Annotated in this window: 15 protein-coding genes; 6 read left to right on the forward strand and 9 right to left on the reverse strand. The window is 45.6% G+C overall.

All coding sequences use genetic code 11. From position 1 onward, the window contains the following. Window positions 1-65: 65 nt before the first annotated feature. Both MKY98_RS20140 and MKY98_RS20145 read right to left on the reverse strand, forming a co-directional pair. A protein-coding gene (locus MKY98_RS20140) for an IS1182 family transposase (protein WP_341011446.1) occupies window positions 66-1,426 on the reverse strand; the annotation gives its coding sequence in 2 pieces (ribosomal slippage) (window positions 66-859 and window positions 859-1,426; 1,362 coding nt in all). 221 nt (window positions 1,427-1,647) lie between these two features. Beyond that, a protein-coding gene (locus MKY98_RS20145; RefSeq protein ID WP_341011439.1) for an IS1182 family transposase occupies window positions 1,648-3,008 on the reverse strand; the annotation gives its coding sequence in 2 pieces (ribosomal slippage) (window positions 1,648-2,441 and window positions 2,441-3,008; 1,362 coding nt in all). Window positions 3,009-3,234: 226 nt separating this feature from the next. Here MKY98_RS20145 and MKY98_RS20150 point away from each other — a divergent pair. The 4 genes from MKY98_RS20150 (at window position 3,235) to MKY98_RS20165 (ending at window position 6,893) form a co-directional block, all read left to right on the forward strand. After that, window positions 3,235-3,753, forward strand: coding sequence for a thioredoxin family protein (locus MKY98_RS20150; RefSeq protein ID WP_029518385.1), 519 nt, complete (start codon window positions 3,235-3,237; stop codon window positions 3,751-3,753). A gap of 241 nt (window positions 3,754-3,994) precedes the next feature. Continuing rightward, window positions 3,995-4,285, forward strand: coding sequence for an ArsR/SmtB family transcription factor (locus tag MKY98_RS20155; protein WP_049817030.1), 291 nt, complete (start codon window positions 3,995-3,997; stop codon window positions 4,283-4,285). A gap of 72 nt (window positions 4,286-4,357) precedes the next feature. Further along, a complete protein-coding gene (locus tag MKY98_RS20160; protein ID WP_029518384.1) occupies window positions 4,358-5,539 on the forward strand; it encodes an MFS transporter in 1,182 nt (393 codons plus the stop codon). 19 nt (window positions 5,540-5,558) lie between these two features. After that, window positions 5,559-6,893 carry an ISL3 family transposase gene (locus MKY98_RS20165; RefSeq protein WP_069011054.1) on the forward strand — a complete coding sequence of 445 codons (1,335 nt, stop codon included), beginning with the start codon at window positions 5,559-5,561 and terminating at the stop codon, window positions 6,891-6,893. Between the two features lie 94 nt (window positions 6,894-6,987). On the opposite strand, the gene MKY98_RS20170 is transcribed toward MKY98_RS20165, so the two are convergent. Then, the gene (locus MKY98_RS20170; protein WP_049817031.1) at window positions 6,988-8,361 is read right to left on the reverse strand and encodes a sugar phosphate nucleotidyltransferase; all 1,374 of its coding nucleotides are present in this window, start codon (window positions 8,359-8,361) and stop codon (window positions 6,988-6,990) included. Between the two features lie 160 nt (window positions 8,362-8,521). Between MKY98_RS20170 and MKY98_RS20175 the strand changes: the two genes are divergently transcribed. After that, window positions 8,522-9,217 (forward strand): response regulator transcription factor, encoded by a 696-nt coding sequence (locus MKY98_RS20175; RefSeq protein WP_069011053.1) that lies wholly within the window; start codon window positions 8,522-8,524, stop codon window positions 9,215-9,217. Window positions 9,218-9,259: 42 nt separating this feature from the next. On the opposite strand, the gene MKY98_RS20180 is transcribed toward MKY98_RS20175, so the two are convergent. The 3 genes from MKY98_RS20180 to MKY98_RS20190 are packed head-to-tail and all read right to left on the reverse strand — an operon-like array spanning window position 9,260 to window position 15,920. Next, a complete protein-coding gene (locus tag MKY98_RS20180; RefSeq protein WP_069011052.1) occupies window positions 9,260-13,687 on the reverse strand; it encodes a hypothetical protein in 4,428 nt (1,475 codons plus the stop codon). A gap of 50 nt (window positions 13,688-13,737) precedes the next feature. Beyond that, the gene (locus MKY98_RS20185; protein WP_069011051.1) at window positions 13,738-15,474 is read right to left on the reverse strand and encodes an ATP-binding protein; all 1,737 of its coding nucleotides are present in this window, start codon (window positions 15,472-15,474) and stop codon (window positions 13,738-13,740) included. Next, window positions 15,471-15,920 carry a hypothetical protein gene (locus MKY98_RS20190; protein WP_069011056.1) on the reverse strand — a complete coding sequence of 150 codons (450 nt, stop codon included), beginning with the start codon at window positions 15,918-15,920 and terminating at the stop codon, window positions 15,471-15,473. The genes MKY98_RS20185 and MKY98_RS20190 overlap by 4 nt, the downstream gene beginning before the upstream one ends. A gap of 45 nt (window positions 15,921-15,965) precedes the next feature. Here MKY98_RS20190 and MKY98_RS20195 point away from each other — a divergent pair, with 45 nt between their 5' ends. Continuing rightward, window positions 15,966-16,673, forward strand: a complete 708-nt coding sequence (locus tag MKY98_RS20195) for a response regulator (protein ID WP_069011050.1) — start codon at window positions 15,966-15,968, stop codon at window positions 16,671-16,673. Here MKY98_RS20195 and MKY98_RS20200 read toward each other — a convergent pair. Genes MKY98_RS20200 through MKY98_RS20210 form a run of 3 tightly spaced genes read right to left on the reverse strand, consistent with a single transcriptional unit; the run spans window position 16,641 to window position 19,987 of the window. Next, window positions 16,641-17,552: a glycosyltransferase family 2 protein gene (locus tag MKY98_RS20200; RefSeq protein ID WP_069011049.1), complete on the reverse strand. Its 912-nt coding sequence runs from the start codon at window positions 17,550-17,552 to the stop codon at window positions 16,641-16,643. The two genes, MKY98_RS20195 and MKY98_RS20200, sit on opposite strands and share 33 nt — an antisense overlap. Then, a complete protein-coding gene (locus MKY98_RS20205) occupies window positions 17,512-18,738 on the reverse strand; it encodes a glycosyltransferase family 4 protein (protein WP_069011048.1) in 1,227 nt (408 codons plus the stop codon). Before MKY98_RS20205 ends, MKY98_RS20200 begins: the two co-directional genes overlap by 41 nt. Continuing rightward, entirely contained in the window at window positions 18,722-19,987 is a 1,266-nt protein-coding gene (locus MKY98_RS20210; protein WP_069011047.1) for a transporter, read from the reverse strand. Before MKY98_RS20210 ends, MKY98_RS20205 begins: the two co-directional genes overlap by 17 nt. Window positions 19,988-19,989 lie beyond the last annotated feature (2 nt).

The raw sequence follows: 19,989 nt of genomic DNA on the forward strand, positions 1-19,989 counted from the left end.
TCATTTTGAGACGTGGGTTTCTTTTTCACATCATAATGCTTTGGTCTCTGGAGAAGCAGGGGGGGTTACCCCTGTTTCTCCAGGCGATCTAGGTGGATCGCCATCTTCTTCATGTTCTGCACGGCTGCCGTCATAAGGGCTTGTTCCCTGACGTTTGGAAGACCGCGCAAACGGCAATAGCGAAACCCATGGAGCTCTTTGGCATCCGCGAAGCTTCGCTCAATCGTCTCTTTTCGTTTGCGGTACAGCTTTTTACCAGATGGGCTCAGCCGGTTGCTCCGTACCCACTCTTTGCTGTCTTCCCAGACATGCCGAGTCACCACTTTGCGGTGGTTTCGAGACTGGGTACACTGACTTAGCAGTGGGCAATGCTGGCACTGAGCTGGGTCAGAGGCATACTGCCGGTATCCCTTACGGTCCGTCGTTCGGTAGGGCAGTTCCTGTTGGGCTGGGCATCTATACGCATTGCGTTTGGCATCGTATTCAAACTTCCATTTCGGAAACAGTCCTTGTCTGGGATGGAATCTTCGGTGAGCAATCACGGCAAAAATCTTTCGGTTCTGCAAACCTCGGCAAATCGGCGTTGTTAAATAACCTGAATCTAGTGCAACAGCTTCTACTTGAAAACCAAAACGTTCTCTTTGGCGATCCAAACGGGACAAATAGGGGACAGAATCATGTACATTCCCTGGTGTCACATACACGTCCGTAATCAGATTGTACTTCATATCCACCGTGCGGTGGTCCAGATAGAAGAAGCCTTCGGGCTTGCCATCACGGATCATATAGCCGCTGTCCGGGTCTGTTTTGCTCACTTTAATTTCTTTTTCTTCGTTCACTTCCTCTCGGGATTTTAAGGCTTTTTTCCGTGGTTTCTCCGGTCATCCTTCACCGCTTCGTTCAGCTCGTCCATATAGTCTTTAGTATTCTGCAACACTTGTTCTTTGGTGTACTGGTGCCTGTTAGCATTGGCTTTGACGTGTGTGGAATCGGTGACGAGAACACGCCCACCCACCATTCGGTGAGAGATCGCCTGCAGCACAATTTCATCGAAGATATCTTGAAAGATCGTGGTGTCTTTAAAGCGAGTGCGACGATTCCAGCTAATCGTCGTATGGTCCGGAACTTTATCCGTTAAGCCCAACCCCAGAAACCAACGATAAGCTAGGTTCGTCTGAATTTCTCGCTCGAGTTGCCGTTCTGAGCGAATGCCATAGAAATAACCGAGAAAGATCATTTTAAACAATACGGTAGGATCAATGGCAGGACGCCCGTTGTCTGCACAATACAGTGGTCGAACTTTATCATCGATAAACGAAAAATCGATATACTTATCTACTTTGCGGAGCAAGTGATCTTGAGGAACCAGATCTTCGATGGAAACAAATTCGTAGGATTGTTGTTTTTCGCGGTTGGAGCGTAGCATATCAACACCATCCGTTCTACAATAGTTACCTATATTATACAACATTAACGCGGTGTCGTCTTAAACAAAATTAACATAAAATAGGCTGTCGAGACTTTCTCGACAGCCTGGAAGCTTTCCCTACGGGAAAGCTTCTTCAGATTGTCGAGAAACCCCGTCATTTTGAGACGTGGGTTTCTTTTTTACATCATAATGCTCTGGTCTCTGGAGAAGCAGGGGGGTTACCCCTGTTTCTCCAGGCGATCTAGGTGGATCGCCATCTTCTTCATGTTCTGCACGGCTGCCGTCATAAGGGCTTGTTCCCTGACGTTTGGAAGACCGCGCAAACGGCAATAGCGAAACCCATGGAGCTCTTTGGCATCCGCGAAGCTTCGCTCAATCGTCTCTTTTCGTTTGCGGTACAGCTTTTTACCAGATGGGCTCAGCCGGTTGCTCCGTACCCACTCTTTGCTGTCTTCCCAGACATGCCGAGTCACCACTTTGCGGTGGTTTCGAGACTGGGTACACTGACTTAGCAGTGGGCAATGCTGGCACTGAGCTGGGTCAGAGGCATACTGCCGGTATCCCTTACGGTCCGTCGTTCGGTAGGGCAGTTCCTGTTGGGCTGGGCATCTATACGCATTGCGTTTGGCATCGTATTCAAACTTCCATTTCGGAAACAGTCCTTGTCTGGGATGGAATCTTCGGTGAGCAATCACGGCAAAAATCTTTCGGTTCTGCAAACCTCGGCAAATCGGCGTTGTTAAATAACCTGAATCTAGTGCAACAGCTTCTACTTGAAAACCAAAACGTTCTCTTTGGCGATCCAAACGGGACAAATAGGGGACAGAATCATGTACATTCCCCGGTGTCACATGCACGTCCGTAATCAGATTGTACTTCATATCCACCGTGCGGTGGTCCAGATAGAAGAAGCCTTCGGGCTTGCCATCACGGATCATATAGCCGCTGTCCGGGTCTGTTTTGCTCACTTTAATTTCTTTTTCTTCGTTCACTTCCTCTCGGGATTTTAAGGCTTTTTTCCGTGGTTTCTCCGGTCATCCTTCACCGCTTCGTTCAGCTCGTCCATATAGTCTTTAGTATTCTGCAACACTTGTTCTTTGGTGTACTGGTGCCTGTTAGCATTGGCTTTGACGTGTGTGGAATCGGTGACGAGAACACGCCCACCCACCATTCGGTGAGAGATCGCCTGCAGCACAATTTCATCGAAGATATCTTGAAAGATCGTGGTGTCTTTAAAGCGAGTACGACGATTCCAGCTAATCGTCGTATGGTCCGGAACTTTATCCGTTAAGCCCAACCTCAGAAACCAACGATAAGCTAGGTTCGTCTGAATTTCTCGCTCGAGTTGCCGTTCTGAGCGAATGCCATAGAAATAACCGAGAAAGATCATTTTAAACAATACGGTAGGATCAATGGCAGGACGCCCGTTGTCTGCACAATACAGTGATCGAACTTTATCATCGATAAACGAAAAATCGATATACTTATCTACTTTGCGGAGCAAGTGATCTTGAGGAACCAGATCTTCGATGGAAACAAATTCGTAGGATTGTTGTTTTTCGCGGTTGGAGCGTAGCATATCAACACCATCCGTTCTACAATAGTTACCTATATTATACAACATTAACGCGGTGTCGTCTTAAACAAAATTAACATAAAATAGGCTGTCGAGACTTTCTCGACAGCCTGAAGAAGCTTTCCCTACGGGAAAGCTTCTTTTTTATACATAATGAGACAAGTGTTACAGTGAAAAACGAAAAAATCATTTATTGTAAGTTTGAGATTGTAAAAAAAGGAGGGTTTCTGTGAAAAAAGGATATATCGCCGGGTTAAGTGTCATTGTATTGCTTCTCATTGGTATCGCTATTTCAGCTGTAGTTAAATTTCAAGATCTGGAGCAGGTTGTTCAGCAGAAAGATAAAGAGATCCAAGCAAGCAAAAGCAATTATCCCGAAATATATGACCACTTGAATGCGGTTACACTAGATGGTTTTAAGCGTTTGATTCAGCAGGATCAAAGTGTGTTTGTCTATGTCGGCAGACCCAGTTGTGGAGACTGCAATCGGTTTGAGCCTAACTTTAACAAGATGATCGAACAGTATAATCTAGGCTCTAAAATTACTTTTTTGAACGTTCACAAAATCCATAAGGACAAGCCTCAATGGAATAAATTCAAAGAGGATTACAACGTTAAATACACCCCCACTATTGCAGAATTCAGAAACGGCAAGCTGGTTGATAAAATAGAATGGACGCCCAAAAGAGACCTCAGTACGGATGCTGTAAAAGAGTGGCTGACTTCCAAGAAAATTATTATTTTATAAGTCTCTTTTCTATTCAATTCATTACAAACACAGAGAACTGTTTATGCAAAAAAAAGGTATTCATTCGTATAACGCATGAATACCTTTTTAGGAATGCACAGGTCTTCCAAGCTCTAATAAAAAAGGGGCATTCGGATTTTATGGTGGAGACAAAATCAAAACATTTCACTTAAAAATCGGAGAATATGGTGGTATTTTTCTAAAGACTTGATTTGTAGCGATATCTTAGTACAATGGTTTTATGACTACTCAAAACATAATAAATGATGAGCTCAGAGTCAAAATATTTAAGGCGTTAGCTGATGAAACAAGATTGGACATCATACGAGCTCTATACGCCAGCAAGAAGGAAATGAATTGTGGAGAAGTAGGACACATTCGCGATACTACGAAATCGAATACTTCGTATCACTTGCGTGCTTTAAAGGAGGCGAAATTGATCAAGGTACGAAAAGAAGCTCAAACGAAGTATATGAGCATCGATTTGGAGACATTTCAAACTTACTTACCTGGATTTCTGGATACATTGTAGAAAGAAATTCTTTTTTTATTCATTAGTTCAATAATCTTTGAACTATAGAACTAACTAAAAAGGGTGAATAAAATGATCAAATTAACTGCTTTATTTTTCCTCATCATGTTTGTTATCGGTACGGATACGTTTTTGATATCTCCGCTCATCCCCACTCTTCAGAGCTTGTTTCATATCCCAACTGAATATTCCGGTTGGATGGTAGGGTCTTATGCTTTAGGTTATGCCATTTTTGCACTGATTGCTGGACCGCTTTCCGATGGATGGGATCGCAAAAAAGTAATGCTTTCCGGCATGATCTGCTTCTCTGTTTCAACCATGTTATGCGGCTTTGCCACAGGTTTTTGGTCGATGTTCTTCTTCCGTTTTTTAGCCGGAGTCAGCGCAGCATTTACGGCGCCTCAAGTCTGGGCATCGATCCCTACTCTGTTTCCAACGTCAAAAATCGCCAAAGTATCAGGATTCGTCATGGCAGGCTTGGCTGCTTCCCAAGCGTTCGGTATCCCTATTGGAAGTCTGCTTGCCTCAACCCATTGGTATTATCCTTTTTTTACAATCGGTGCATGTGCATTATTGGTAGCAGTATTCATCTTCTATGCTTTGCCCGAAATGAAACCAAATCAAGGCCAAAAAACCAGGACTCCGATTTTCAGTAGATACATCCCACTATTGAATAGCCGAATGGCAAGAAAGGCTTTCCTCGCTCATTTCTTATTTCAATGTGGATTCTTTGCTGCCTTTTCTTTCATTGGAAAATGGGTGACGGATCGCTTTCACCTTTCAATTGATCAAACGGGATACGTAATGTTTTTTCTAGGTCTTGGGAATATAGTCGGGAGCTTTGGCGGTGCCTATGTGATCAAAACGTTAAACCGTTTCAATACGCTGGTTGTAGGCTTTCTTGTCTCTATCATATGTTTTATTGTGTTGCCTCTCTTGCCGTCGGTTGCGGCTTTCGAAAGTGTTTACTTTTTCATATTCGTTAACATGGGGATCTCTTTTCCCCTAATATTGGGAATGCTGAATTCACTAAATCCGACCATCCGCGGCACGATCTCCAGCTTGGCCAATTCAAACATGTACGCTGCGACAACGCTCGGTTCTTGGATCGCAGGCCTGATTTACGCGACTTTTAACGGTTTTTCCGCCGTAGGCATGTTTGCGGCTATATGCTTTGCCGGTTCGTTGTTATCTTTTATATTCAGCGGTATTTTGACCAGTCACGCGAAAACAAAGAAGGAGTTTGCATCATAAATGCATAGAAGAAATTCATATGGATATTTTAAATCTTCCAAACTTCAACATATTAAGTATTAGTGAAAATGAATTTGATTTTCTAATACAAGTGGTGACGAACTCTCCACCTTTGGCTTGCCCTCATTGCGGATGCATAGCCAACCTCTACAAACACGACAGCAGGGAACAAGTTTATATGGACTTGCCCATTCATGGCAAGCGTGCAGGCCTTCTTATAAAGCGTCAGAGGTATCGCTGTAAAGATTGCAATCGAACCTTTTGGGAACACTTAGATCACACCATAGACGAAAAGCGAAACTGTACCAAACGATTATTGTCTTATATAGAGAAGCAAAGCCTTAAACGCACGTTTGTCAGCATATCCGAGGATGTTGGATTGCATGAAAAAACGATACGTAACATCTTTCGTGATTACCTCAATCGTCTTATAGTAACGCTTCGTTTTGAAACTCCTAATTGGCTTGGGATTGACGAAATACACATTATTAAGCCAAGATGCGTTTTAACCAATATTGAGGAACATACGTTGTTAGACGTTTTGCCCAATCGTAACAAGGAAACCGTTATAGACTGCCTCTCACGCCTTCCAAATAGAGGACAAATACGATACGTCACAATGGATATGTGGCAACCATATAAGGACGCCGTGAGGGCTATCTTGCCAAAAGCTCTTATCATCGTCGATAAGTTTCATGTTCTCCGTATGGCAAACCAAGCGTTAGAAACCATTCGTAAGCAGCTCCGAGAAGGATTATCGCCAAAAGAACGCCGCGGGCTGAGGCACGACCGTTTTATCCTCCTAAAACGCCATAAAGCGCTTACAGAGATGGATAAAATTACGCTTGACCTTTGGACAAAGAATCATCCTTCTCTCGGCACTGCTTATGACTTAAAGGAATCATATTTCGATATTTGGGAATGTGATAGCAGACAGACGGCATTCCTTAAATACAACGAATGGAAAGCTAAAATACCAACTGAACTGCAATCCGCTTTTGAACCACTTACAAAGGCTATGAAGAACTGGGAAGAGGAAATATTCGCCTACTTCGACCATCGCATTACAAACGCTTATACGGAGTCTCTAAACAGCCTTATTCGAGTCATTAATCGTTTAAGCAGGGGATACTCTTTTGAAGCCCTACGAGCCAAAATACTCTTTACAGAGGGACTTAAAAAGCAACGTAAGCCTAAGTACCAGAGGCGGTTTGATAGCTACGATCTACGGGAGGAAAACTTCCCGATGTTTAATATGCCACCTATTGAAGTTGTTCGTAAGCCAGAAGAAATAATCTTGCTGGGAATCGATTTTTCCACCTTGATCGAGAAATTGGAGAAGGGCCAGCTATAAACCCTTCTCCGCCATAAAATCCGAATACTCATAAAAAATAGTTCCTACTACTCTTCACTGCCTTCTGATAAACCTCGTTCGTATCTATCAGTCCCTATATTGTAGACACTTCATGAGTATGGTCGTCAATCGAATCAGGAAATTCATAACGGATAATATCCGTTTCGGATACGATATGTCCGATTTGTGACTCAATGAATTCTAAATCTCCTTCTACTGCCCCTATAAAATGCTTTGTACCGGGTTCAATGACGATGACCTCACCGGGGCTGACTGTCTGTATCACGCCATTGATAGAGACACTCCCGGTTCCAGAAACTATAGTCCAAACTTCTTTACGAAACTGATGCTCATGATAGCTGATAAATCTCCCGTTTGAAATGACCACGCGTTTGGTCACTGTCTGCAATCCACTTGCTGCCGCTTGATGGGATAACACCGTTTGCTTTCCCCAGAAGCGCTCCTCAAAACGTGGTCCGATTTCAATTTCCGCCACCATATCCTTAATTCCTGTGGATGACTGCCGATCCGTAACCAGCACGCCATCCGGCCCGGCAACGACGATAATGTCCGGGACATTCCAGATACTGACCGGAATCTCCAGTTCATTGATGATATGCGAGTCATGTGAAGCTTCTGAAATATATCCTGGACCACTCAGCTTCGAGCTTACTTCTCTCACCAACGAATCCCATGTGCCCAAGTCTCTCCACTCTCCATGATATGGAAGCACAGAGAGCTTATGAGTATGCTCTACTACCGCGATATCGAAGCTAGTTTTAGGCAAGTCTGCATAATTTGTCGAAAGAGATTCATAGTCGGCTGGTATACCCATTTGCTTCAGAATATCCAATAAAAAGCCCAGTCTAAAAGCAAACACCCCGCAATTCCATAAGGCCCCTTCACGGATCAACGCTTCTGAACGAATCAGATCCGGCTTTTCTACAAATGAACTAACCCTATAATATGGCTGGTCAAGTGAAGGAGAGGCTGAAGGCACAATATATCCGTATTTATCAGAGGGTTCCGTCGGAGCAGCCCCCATTAATGCGATATGGCTTCCTGATTGCTCTAATATGGAAGGAAGCCTGCGCAGATGCTCAAAAAATTCATCTCCCGTATACCCGTCCACAGGCATGACCCCTACGATCTCGTCGAGTGATGCGCCTGCAACGTCATGCAAGTAGGCCGTAGCCAGGGAAATGGCCGGGAAAGTATCTCGCTGAGTCGGCTCCTCAATCACTACAGCATCTCCGCCAATTTGTCCTCGAATCAGCTCGGCCTGAGTTCCACTCGTCGAAAAATAGGCCTCATCTGCCAAATTCGCCTCATCTAATTGCCTCCATATTCGTTGCAGCATACTTTCGGGCCGTTCGTCGTGACGTAGTATGGAAAGAAACTGCTTGGGACGGTTCACATTGGATAAGGGCCACAGACGTTTACCCGAACCTCCAGATAATAAAATCATTCGCAAAGATGCAACCTTCTTCCTGTAAATTAATATTTTTCTTACATTATAAGACTGTTCATTTTTCGCATTTCTGCCGAATACATAAGTATGTATTATCGTGGCAAATACATGATTATGCAATGCTATTGTATCTTTGTCTGTACAGGAGATGTCAGTCATGCCCATAAAAATACTCATCATTGAAAATCAAAAAGGTTTGGCAGATATGATTGCTCTTCACCTTCAGGAGGAAGGCTATCATACCGAGCTTATTTATGACTCTAAACTTGCAATTCCTACACTCATGCGTTTTAAGCCGGATATTATTGTGACCGCTCTAATGTTTTCCGGTAAAGTCGAATGTGCGCTGATCAGCCAAATCCGTCAATTTACCACAGTCCCTATGCTGGTCATCTCTAATAACACCGTGCTGAATATAAGAATAAAAGCTCTGGATGACGGAGCAGATGACTTCTTATGCAAGCCGTTCAGTCTGATAGAGTTAAATGCCCGCATCAAAGCCCTGCTGCGCCGCTGCGGCCGCAACATGCTCACTGAATCGCAAACGGTAACTCAAAAGAATAAAAAGGTAAGGGTATGGGTGAATGATTACCGTCATTGTCTGTTAGTCGATGACCAAGAAATAGAAGTCACTCAAATCGAATTTTCTATTATAAAAGAAATGTCCTGCAATCCAGGTAAAGTCTTTACCCGCAGTGAGCTGATGGATCGGATCAAAGGCGGAGATGGCGCTTATCTGGATCGCACTATCGACGTACATATTTCCAGCCTCCGCAAAAAAATAGAACGTGACCCTAAAAATCCTCAGCACATCCGTACCGTCTGGGGCAGAGGCTACAAATATGAGATGTAGCCGTATCATGGCTACCCATTTCCCCACTGAGCAGCTTGCTTTTTATGGAAGGTTTCGCTTCTTCCATCGCCGATAAGGAAGAAAACAAGCTGCTCCACCCAGTATCCCTATGAGGAACAGTCCCCATCCGAAACGGTAGGCGGAAGCCAGAATAACGACGACTTTCCCGTTCCCGTTACCATTGGTAATAAATCCGGTAGTTACTCCATTCACAGACAGACGGGCTCGCTGATTTTCGCCACCCAGCCTGAACTCCCATAGTGGATTGGGTGATTCGGTCTCCCGGATCAGCACCTGCTGATGCGTCGGATTATATAGCGTAAAACTGCGTTCCATGGAATTCTCACGAGTAGCCTGAATGCTTTCCGAAGCATGTGGTGCCATAAAAAAGGTATCCATATCCGTTCCCTCAAACAACGTAAATTGATCCACTGTAATCATGGCTTGATAAGGGATAATGGAATATTCCTTCATTTGAAATAAGCCTGACTGCTTCTTGTGCGCATGCGCTAAAATTTGAAACTGCATCATGGCGGTTCCTGCCGGTGCCTTCACAATTTGATCATAATGATTCCATTGTTCCTTATCTCTCTCCTCCACCTCATCAATATAGGAGGTTTGGAGAACCTGGGACGCTTTATTCAAAAATATGACCTTCATGTGCCGACTTCCAACTTGTGCTGATCGCGCATCCAACTGCACGGCATACTCTTGCAGCGGCTCGGCCTTCATTTTCTTGGACGCATATATATTCAAATCACAGGAATAGCTAGGTGCGTAACGGATAGAGAGTCCTTCGTCCATAAATGACAGGTTCGTCTGGCCAGGTCGTATATCCGCTACACATCCGACATCCGTGTCTAATGACTCCTTCGTGTTCTCCCCAGGCATTACCGTCACTTCCTGCCCGCCCATTCGATGAATATCTCCAAAACGGCTCAATGACGGTACTTGGCTGTCCAGCACAAGGGTTAAGTGATACTTTCCCTTGGTTAGGAACAGATTTTTGAATTCTATTCGGCCATAGTCGTTCAGCAGACCGGGAATTTGTATGATTTTCTTGGCAAAACCATCCTGATCGGGCACCGTTTCAATAACCTGCTTTTCAGATAAAGAGGTAGCGGGTAACCGCTTATACGACTCTTCCGTACGAATCGTTCTGGTCAGCACCTCTCCCGTCTCTTCATTCACCCACTTCATCGTTAATGACCCATGGTATCCTGCAGGTAGATTAGCCAAAATAGCTGTGGCATAGGTTCCCGTTTTGGCGACTTCCACATCCCTGCTTAACGTCCCCTTCTGATAGCTGATCCCCCGCCCCATACTAAGTCTTGGTAAAGCACGCTCCGTCTGCACATTCCCTTGGGCGTTAAAATCGTTCTCTGCCTCCAAGGTGAAAAAGAGCTTGCCCCGCTTCAATGCCTGCTCCACTGGAAAAGATAACTGATCTAGCTGATCCACAGGCACAATCGCAAATTGATTGACCGCATTAAAACCTTGCAGGTTATTAACCGTGACTGGAGTATCTCCTTTTGGAAAAACATGTTCCCCCAGATCGACCCATTGAAATTGGTTTAAACCATTATCCTGGGTCTTGATACTAACCACTTTGTCCGGTAGCGTGACTTGTAATTTCCCGCCTGCCTTATTCATAAACACTCTGGCATATACATGCGAGGTTTGAGGTTGATCCAGTTTTTTGTGCATCGTAAACGTGTTAGGCTTACTGTATTGCCCCAAATCACGTAGCTGGATATCATGAATCCACCAGTAATTTTTTTGCTGTGGGCGCTGCAGGGTTAACAAATCCATTCGCATCCAATAGCTGCCGGGCGGCGACACGTATTCCCCGTAAAATTTCACACTGTCAAAATTATATCCCTCCGAAGGCGCCACGACATAGCTAACCCCCAGTTCACGCATTTTCTTATCGTAAAATCTCATTTTCACATGCATTTTGTTCGTCCCACGACCGGAAACGGTAATTTGGAACTGATACGGATTATTTTCCTTGGCTTCCAGCAAACCTGATCGAGCGACCTGCCATATATTACTCGGGTCTCCCTTCATAATTTCACCATGCAGAGTTGGCACATCATTCAATTCCTCACGGGGATTAGCCTGCACACTGAACAACTGCGGGTTATCCGGCTTGAAGAAGGTTTCGGTCCGCAACATGGAATCAAAGTCCACAACCGTCTTCCCTTCGATGCTGCTCATCTGATACGGGGCCACATCCAGCTTCTTACTGGCAAAGGTGACCGCAATCCCTGCATCCATTTCCATATCGAACGGAAAGTTCCGTATATTTTGGGAGGATAAATACCACAACCAATCGTTGGTCGAGGCAAAGGTTTTGGACCATTTTAAAAAGGCATTACCATCCTCAATAGCATCAAAAGGCCGTAAGTAATCCTCTGCTGGAAGCTGTGACAATAGCAAGTCATTAAAGGACGCCGCTTCCACATAATCCCCTTTGTTAATCGTCTGGATGGTTTTTAGCTCAGGCTTTAACGCACTGAACAGCACTCCAAAGCGGCTAAAATCAAAACCAGGCAGATGACTGTAGCTCTCTAGTCGGCTAAAACCGTAAGGTGTTACAATTTTACTCGCAAGGATGTTCATATAGGGCGGTGTCTGGTCGAGATTGAATATGGAAAATAGCCCGTTCTGGTACGTACGTTTCAGCCCGGTCTGACCTTCCAGCTGAGAGAGGTGGAAATCCTGACGCTTCTCCTGTCCCACATATTCATCATGGTAGACCAACTGGTTAACACCAAAGGTAGAGAACAGCCAACCTAATCGGGAGCTTAATCCGTTGTCCATGACATACTGTAGAAAATTCATATAGTATGTAATACCGGGATCATTGCCCTCATGATGAAAGATCGTATTTTTAGGAGAAGAGTATACCTGAAAATCTCCGGTTGCCTTTTCGTTTGCGGTCTTCCCTTTATTCCATTTGGGCGTGGCTACTCCGTTATAGCTCTGAATCATATTGTCAGCAATCGGAAAGTATAATGCCTTGCTATCGAAACGATCCGGATCAGTCAGCTTTTCAGCCATTTGACCATAAGCCTCCGGCACTTGTACTGGCTTGTAGTACCCCTCAATGAACTGAGTGCGCAAGGGAGCAAAATATACCCCCAGACACAGGACGACGATAACGACCGCCAGCTTTTTATATACACGCTGTAGCGGCGATGATCCGAACCATTCCATAAATTGAATGACACCAAAGGTCAGCAACACCCCGAAATTAAGGGCAATCAGTCCAATAAATTTGTTAGGATCACGGAAAACCGAACCAATCACAGGGGTTTTCGTAACCAGAATGACAAACCACTTGGCAATCGATGGGAACGTCGTCCCGGTAGCTGCAACCAGAAACAGCAGCGTAAGTAGCGAGAAGATCAGAATGATCGGATTTTTATGTGAACGTGTCACCATCGCATACCCGATCAATAGCAACAAAAATCCCCCTCCTACATAAAACATGACAGGCAGTGAGGACAAGGAAAACATGGGCCACCAATAGCTCAGTAAATAACCCACATTATTTAAACTGCTGTTGCGGCTGAACAGAGACAACGTATCCACGACATTGATATTATGCTGAGACGCTTGAGCGTCCATCAACATGCTACCGACATATAGAGACAACCAATAAAAACTGAGCAGACCGAAAAACATGCCAAAAATGATCCCTTTACGCAAAAAATTGTCGTATAACGGCTGCAAATAGGTGCGACCAGCCTTACGGTGGGTCCAGGTCAGCTTGATCAATAGCAACATGGTGAACAAGCCCAAATAAATCATGCCGAAGAAAAAATAGTGAATTGCCGCAGCACTAACGGTGAATACCGCAGCCAACAGAAACAGGTCGATCCAGTTCCGCTGATACAACTTGTGGGAATGATAGTTTTTAATTTGTTGAATTTGAAACTTGGGGTCCACCGCACTGAAAAAGAATCGCAGCATTAACGGAAATAAACTATATCCACAGAGCAAATAAATATGCTGAATGCGGAAAATAACCCACGGATTCAACGCATAAAACAACGAGCCGACCATGATGGCAAAAATACGGGTCTTCGTAAAGCTTGGTGAATAATACACGCTAACCAATCGTTTGGCAAAGGCATACATCGAAAATGCCGAAACAAATAACAAGCCTGTAATAAACGACTTGAGCAAGACCGGTCCGCTTTCGTCAAATAAGAGTGACAGTCCATAGAAGGGCAAGATGTACAGGATACGTGGAGCATTGAACAAGGTCGAGGTAGACCATCGCTCGTTCCATACCCCGGTTATTTCCTCCAGATACCGATGAGAGGTGGCTCCAAAAGCAATGTCGCTAAACACAATTTGCCCTGGTCCATAGATGGGTGCAAGATATGCAACAATCGCAATCAGCATCAACATCATTGCCGCCATATCGTAACGATAGCGAAATACCCATTTTTTCATGCTTGTCCCCCTCTCTTGAACTTCTCGTATATCCGTCGGTTATCTTGGGCCTATCTTCTCAAACGAACGATTGCCTGCAAGCCCTGATCGGTATTACGCAGCTTTAAACGGCCGCCTATGGTCTTCAGGTATGCATCCATATGGTACAGGCTGAACGCATGCTCCTGCGAGTTTTGGGAATAGTCTGGCTGGAAATAGCTCCAACGCATTTTATCATCAATCCCGCCGCCTGTGTCCTCAATGATAATAACAATTTCTCCTTCTTCCAACCGTGAACTAACCTTAAGCACTTGAGATTGTCGCTTGGACCGCAGACCTGTTCGGCCCTGTTCCTGATCCTCAGGCAGTTCTCCGCCTTGGCGTCCCATGGCCTGCACTGCATTTTCCAGCAGTCCCTGAATCGTTTTGTACAGCATGGGTGCTTGTGCTGCAATCGATGGAACAGGCTCTTGCCGCAAGATCACTTGAATGTTCTTCATGTTCAATGAACGGTTCGCCCATTTCAGCGACTCAGACAATACTTCATTCATATCTGTAAAGCTAATTCCACTATTATCATGCATCTTCTCTTCCAGCTCATCGCGCAAGCTACGGACTCCCGTCAGTAACTCTCCCAGTGAGGATTCCTGTCTGAGGCGACCCTGGATAAAATTTTCATTCAACTCGCGAAAATACTCTAGTTCCTCATGAGAGGCTCCTTTTCCCTGACTGGAAGCCGCTTCAAAGTGGTTTGCTAGATCATGATAAAATCCCAGCAACTTCAAATCATCACCGCCTGTGAGACGGCTAGTCTGCTCTTGCAGCTCTTGCAGTTGCTGCTCAATCGTCTGCATTAACGGCAAATAATACATGTCCTGCTGCTGTCGCATATCTTCATCTCGCCGTTGATCACGCACCTGGTTGTTCACGATGGCATCCTTTACAATCCTTTTGCGGAACTGTACGAGCATGGCCCACAGAATGAACAATATTAGAACCATGACCATCCACAACTGTTTGCGGAAGGAGCTGATTCGCTGTGCTGTATCCTCGCTGACATCCTTAACCGATATGTAAAGGGCTTCTTCCCCAATGCGGCTAAATCCTATCCCGTATTTTTCACCGTCATCTTCAATGACACCTGTATTGCCCTCCAGCAGCCTACGGGTGACGCCCGTGATGTCCGTTCGGTTAATATCCGGATTACTTCGGGAAGCTACGACCTTAAATTGACCGTTATAAAATAAAGTCTCATACTGGTTAACCGGTTTACTTTTAATAATTCCGCTGAGCATATCAGCGTCAACCTTGCGCACCATAAAACCGCCCATCTGCGCTCCTTGAATCCTGCATGCGATATACTGGGCAGGCTGATGATCCTCTGTCACAAAAGAGCTTACTGCACAACCATTTTGCAGCCACTTAATCTGCTGGACCGCACTTTTCATCTCACGATTATCTCGTCCGACCATCACATGATACTGTTCATCCAGCACATAAAAGGCCCCGCTTTCACGCTTAAACCCCTCAGGATACTGGCGTGTTCCCTGATTCAGCATATCTCTGCCCAGACTGGACGACAGCTCCTTCAATTCAGCCTGCCATGCGGCATAACGCTCGGTTATGCTGCTAGAAAGTTCCTGTACCTCATACTGGAGCTGTTCGTTCTGAATCTCCGCCAAGTGAACACTGAATTGTCGCACGACAAACCATTGAAGCACAGCGGCCAAAAACACGGTCACACCCAGTACGATCAGGTACAGGATCAGCTTTTGCCAACCTGGTTTCAACAAAGCCCATTGTTTCATGCTTCCCTGTCCCCTCCATTTTGTTCACGACGGCTCAAAATAGCCTGCATCAGGCATTCCAGCTCGTAGCTGACCAGCGGTAGCCGTGCGCACAGCAACCGGGGAGTGCGGCGCTGGAGGGCAGCAAACCTCGCAGCGGTTTCCGTTGCCCCGTCCGTCAGTAGGATCAACTCGCATGTTTTTGCGATATATAAGCGATCCAACACTTCCTCGCCGTATTCCCGCAGATCAACAACGTAAATATCATGACGATCGTCCATATGCTGAAGTGCGCTGGAGACAACCAGGGTCACCCCTGTATGCCGTGCAGCATGATACTGATGAAGGAGACGCATACCTTTTTCCCAGAGGGCATGCTCAGCCGAATCAAATCGTTCACAAAAAAGACGCAACGCCCGTTCTGTATTGACATCTTTCAAAAATGCCAAAACGCTGATATTATACATGTAGTTCCTCATTTCTTACTTCCTGATTGGAGTTGCGCAGTTCTTATGACACCCCAAAACATTCTATTTGTTGACGACAGCCCTATGGTTCTGTCCCTGCTTGAACGGACCTTGACGCAAGAAGCATTCACCTTACATACCGCTCACACGCCCAAAGAAGCCCTACAAGTGCTGGAACAGCACCCGATTGATGTGGTCGTTTCCGATCTGCTCATGCCTGGTCTGGATGGGATTACCTTCCTTCGCATGATTAAGAAAGATTATCCACATATCGTACGAATCATTTTGTCTGGTCACCTGCATACGCAGTCCATTTTATCGGCGATTAATCAAGTCGGTGTGTTCCGTTTTTTGACGAAACCGCTGGAGCTGGATGATGATACGCTAAAAAAAATACTGTATGAGGCGCTTGATCAAGCCAAACTCAATCGAAACAGCCTGCATGCAGCAGACCAGAACGTAGCTTCCGACCTGTCAGTATTTATAGACAGCATTTTGAATGCCCCGTACCGACCCTATGTGCTGCTGAATGAACAAGATATCGTAACTGCTGTACACATTGCACTTGCTGAGCTGTATCCTGTTGGCCGCTCACTACGTCATCCTGACGGGGAAGGTATTCAGTTAACCACGCATTCATTATACATACCGTATGAGGAGTCGGAATCTTCCGATCCCGACTTGTACACGCTGGATACGCTGACCCTCGGACATTCATCGTTACGCCTTATCCGCCTTAGCGAGATCGCCTGAGTGACGGGTGCCGCCCTTTAACACGGCGGCTACCCCAATCACAGTTAGGCATACATACATCCACAACATCCCCATCGTCAGCAACGGGTGACGGATATAGTTTTTCAAATTCCCCCACGTATACAGCACCGGACGGAAGAAATACCAACGTTCCAGTGCCTTTCGTAATCCGCCCTCTTCAGATGACATCGTACGATCCATCACTGAAAAGTAGTAGGCTTTTTTACGTAATACATCGTGCAGATACACCTGTTTTTCATCATGATATACCCGTGTAAATACCGCCCGGCGAATGACTCCACCAGACTCTATATAACGTAAGGTCGGCTGTATTTCTTCAAAAGCAATCTGCTCCGCATTAAACCCACCCGTCGATTCGTAAGCGCTCATTCGCCAGAAGCGTGCCGCTTCAATGGAGCGTTTTCCCAAGGTCTCACCCGCATTGTTAATTACATTTCGCTCAAAAACTTTCACTTTTGAAAAAAAATTATTCGCTTCCGAATACGCCTCCTCCGGAACGACCAAAGCGCCAATATCCTGATGATCGTCAAAAAAGTCAATGCTCTGCTGAATCAGATGTTCGGCTAAAATCATATCGGAATCCAATACAAATATGTATTCGGCACCCAAGCGTTTCGCTTCCTCAACCGCTCTAACCCTAGCGACTCCCCGCTCCCCATGGGGAAGCTCCAATACCGTTACGGGTACTGCGCTCCCTGCCGACAGCATACGAATCGTCTCGACGGTCCGGTCACTGGAGCCATCATCAGCAATTACAATATGCAGATCCTTGTAATTTTGCCCCATACAGCTTCGCAAACAAGGCTCTATCGTCCGTTCATTGTTGTACGTGGAGAAGAGAATGACCACTTTGTCCACTCTGTTCCGCCTCCTCTACCCAATCTTCCATCAACTGCTCAAACGCAGCAGCCGTATGATCAAAATGGAATCTTAACGCATATTGATACGCCCGCTCACGGATGGCCATGTAATCTTCGCCACCCTTCGCTGCTCTTTCCATTTGTTCAGATAATCCCCGGATGTCGCCGTGAAAGCATAGATACCCGCTCTTCCCAAAATCCGTTGCATCCACCAGACCCGGTGAATTGCTGACAATGCTGGGCGTTCCAACCGCTGCCGCTTCGGTAATTGTCAACCCCCAACCTTCACGCAAGGAAGGAAACACCAGCGCGTGGGCACGACTCATCAGCTCCAGCTTATGCTCTGCTGAAACAAATCCGTAAAAGGTAATATCAGCTTGCGATTGCCCCTGTTCATCCGGTTCTCCGTATGTTAATCCATACCGTTTCATAATCGGCAACAATTGTTCTGCCACATAGGTTTTATCGGTTTTTCCGGCAATCCATAACATAGCCTGAGGGAACTTTCCCTTGAGCTGCCCAAAGGCCTCAACGACCAGATCAATGCCTTTATATTTGACGAAGCGCCCAGCGTACATGAAGGTCGGATTAGGTTCCTTCGTTAAAAATTGTTCGCGCGGCCAATGATCAAACTCAATGCCTTCCGGTAAAAGATGAACACGATCCGGGTGAAAGCCCAGCTTAAGTAGATCATACCGAGTAGACGGAGATACCGTAAGCGTTCGATCCTTACGAGCCAGCTTAAGCATCAAGGGTTCCATATGAAACCCAATAACATTTAGCGGGAATTTGGCGTTCTCAAACCATATTTCCCTTGTTAGCTGATGTATGAAAAAAATCCGCTTGGATGCCTCCACCCAAAATCGGGTAAAGAATTGATGCGTATTCGCCTGGTTAATCACATAGTCGATCTTCCTTCGATGACGACGGTAATATCGCATCGCATAATAAATAACACTGTATATGTTTCCTTTTCGAATATACGTAATACCGTCAATAATTTCATGCTCAGGCATCCCCTCGAATTGGGGTGAAAAATGAATGAACTGGAAGCGGCCTTGCTGTGAGCGTTTAAGCATTTCGTGGGTGAAAATCTCTGCTCCTCCGCTTTTAGGTGAACGTATGTCACGCCAGGACAGCAATAGAACTACGGTTTTACCGTCCTGTTCATGTATGGTATTCATGGGGTAAATCCCCCTTTATCTTTATTTTGAACAAATGCACATAGGCGTCTATCACAAAGTAGAGAGCCATAGCTCCGTAAACAATGAACTCAGAAAGCAAGAAATCTACCGGCTCTGTGTGGGCAATATGAAAGGCTACTAATAAAGCCGCGGCTCCTGCCATCAGACTGAACATAAATTTGCGTCTGCCCACCAATACGTGCACATGCACAAAAAACAGCACGATGGAAAATAACCAGTACACCCATCCCCCCCATGGAATATAGGCCTCGGCTGATTGGTAAGAGGCTCCGAATAATATGGGTATAGAGGATGGGAACACAAAGGTCGTGCCCACATATACACAGATCGCAGCTACAGCCATTAATCCGGCATAGACGGCAATCAACTTGCCCAAAGCTTGGCGGTCATGCCCCTGCGCACCGAGCTTTGGAATAAAGGCAGCAATGAGGCTATACGAAACGTAATAGACCAACTGGCTATACTTCAGCGCAATGGCATAGCTGCTGGCCTGCTCGGGAAAGTAATGCTGTACATACAACATGTCGATAGAGATACAAAACAAAATGAATAAATTCGTCATAAGGCTATCGGTGAAATCCTGACCCAATGACTTCCATAGCCCAGAAGGGATATGTTCTCCACTGGTTGTGAATAAGGACAAGCCTCGAGCCGAAACGATCCAGCCGTGGAGTAGCGACAGCAACATTCCCCCACAGCTCGCCAATAGTAGGGCTTCCAGCTTTAACCCCAGTGCAGCCAGAACAAAAAACAAGCTCAGCTTCCCTATTACTTCAATGTAATAGTTCACATTGAGCGCCAACATGCGTTCCCTACCCTGTAAATCTCCACGGCACGAACTCACCAAAATATGTAGGCCGATCAAGCCATACAGCATGAATAGCGGGGCGGAATCGACGCCTAAAAGCGAGCGCAATAACGGATGAATGATGAGTAAAATGATCGTGGCAAGCACAGTTAGCACCAAAGGTGCTTTTAGTAATAGAGAACCGAGCGGTAAGCTACGTAGCGCAAGCATCTTGTCACCCTTGGATACCAGCTTGGCGGTCAATAGCTGGATGGATAAGCCCAAAACGGACAACAGTGCAAAGAGGGCCAGCAGCGCATTCGCTTGACCATAGGCTTGTCCGGTAAGATACCAGCTCGCTGCAATGTGGAAGAAAAAATTAAACCCGTTAAGCAGCACATTAAAGAGAGGAAACATCAACGAACGCAATCGGTTGTTCACGT

The sequence above is a fragment of the Paenibacillus sp. FSL M8-0228 genome (assembly GCF_038007385.1).
In the GTDB taxonomy this organism is placed as follows: domain Bacteria; phylum Bacillota; class Bacilli; order Paenibacillales; family Paenibacillaceae; genus Paenibacillus; species Paenibacillus polymyxa_D.

Excerpts from the sequence above, each read along its gene's own strand:
- MKY98_RS20155 (WP_049817030.1), top strand. The coding sequence starts at position 3,995 with ATGACTACTCAAAACATAATAAATGATGAGCTCAGAGTCAAAATATTT.
- MKY98_RS20160 (WP_029518384.1), top strand. The coding sequence starts at position 4,358 with ATGATCAAATTAACTGCTTTATTTTTCCTCATCATGTTTGTTATCGGT.
- MKY98_RS20165 (WP_069011054.1), top strand. The coding sequence starts at position 5,559 with ATGGATATTTTAAATCTTCCAAACTTCAACATATTAAGTATTAGTGAA.
- MKY98_RS20170 (WP_049817031.1), bottom strand. The coding sequence starts at position 8,361 with ATGATTTTATTATCTGGAGGTTCGGGTAAACGTCTGTGGCCCTTATCC.
- MKY98_RS20175 (WP_069011053.1), top strand. The coding sequence starts at position 8,522 with ATGCCCATAAAAATACTCATCATTGAAAATCAAAAAGGTTTGGCAGAT.
- MKY98_RS20180 (WP_069011052.1), bottom strand. The coding sequence starts at position 13,687 with ATGAAAAAATGGGTATTTCGCTATCGTTACGATATGGCGGCAATGATG.
- MKY98_RS20185 (WP_069011051.1), bottom strand. The coding sequence starts at position 15,474 with ATGAAACAATGGGCTTTGTTGAAACCAGGTTGGCAAAAGCTGATCCTG.
- MKY98_RS20190 (WP_069011056.1), bottom strand. The coding sequence starts at position 15,920 with ATGTATAATATCAGCGTTTTGGCATTTTTGAAAGATGTCAATACAGAA.
- MKY98_RS20195 (WP_069011050.1), top strand. The coding sequence starts at position 15,966 with ATGACACCCCAAAACATTCTATTTGTTGACGACAGCCCTATGGTTCTG.
- MKY98_RS20205 (WP_069011048.1), bottom strand. The coding sequence starts at position 18,738 with ATGAATACCATACATGAACAGGACGGTAAAACCGTAGTTCTATTGCTG.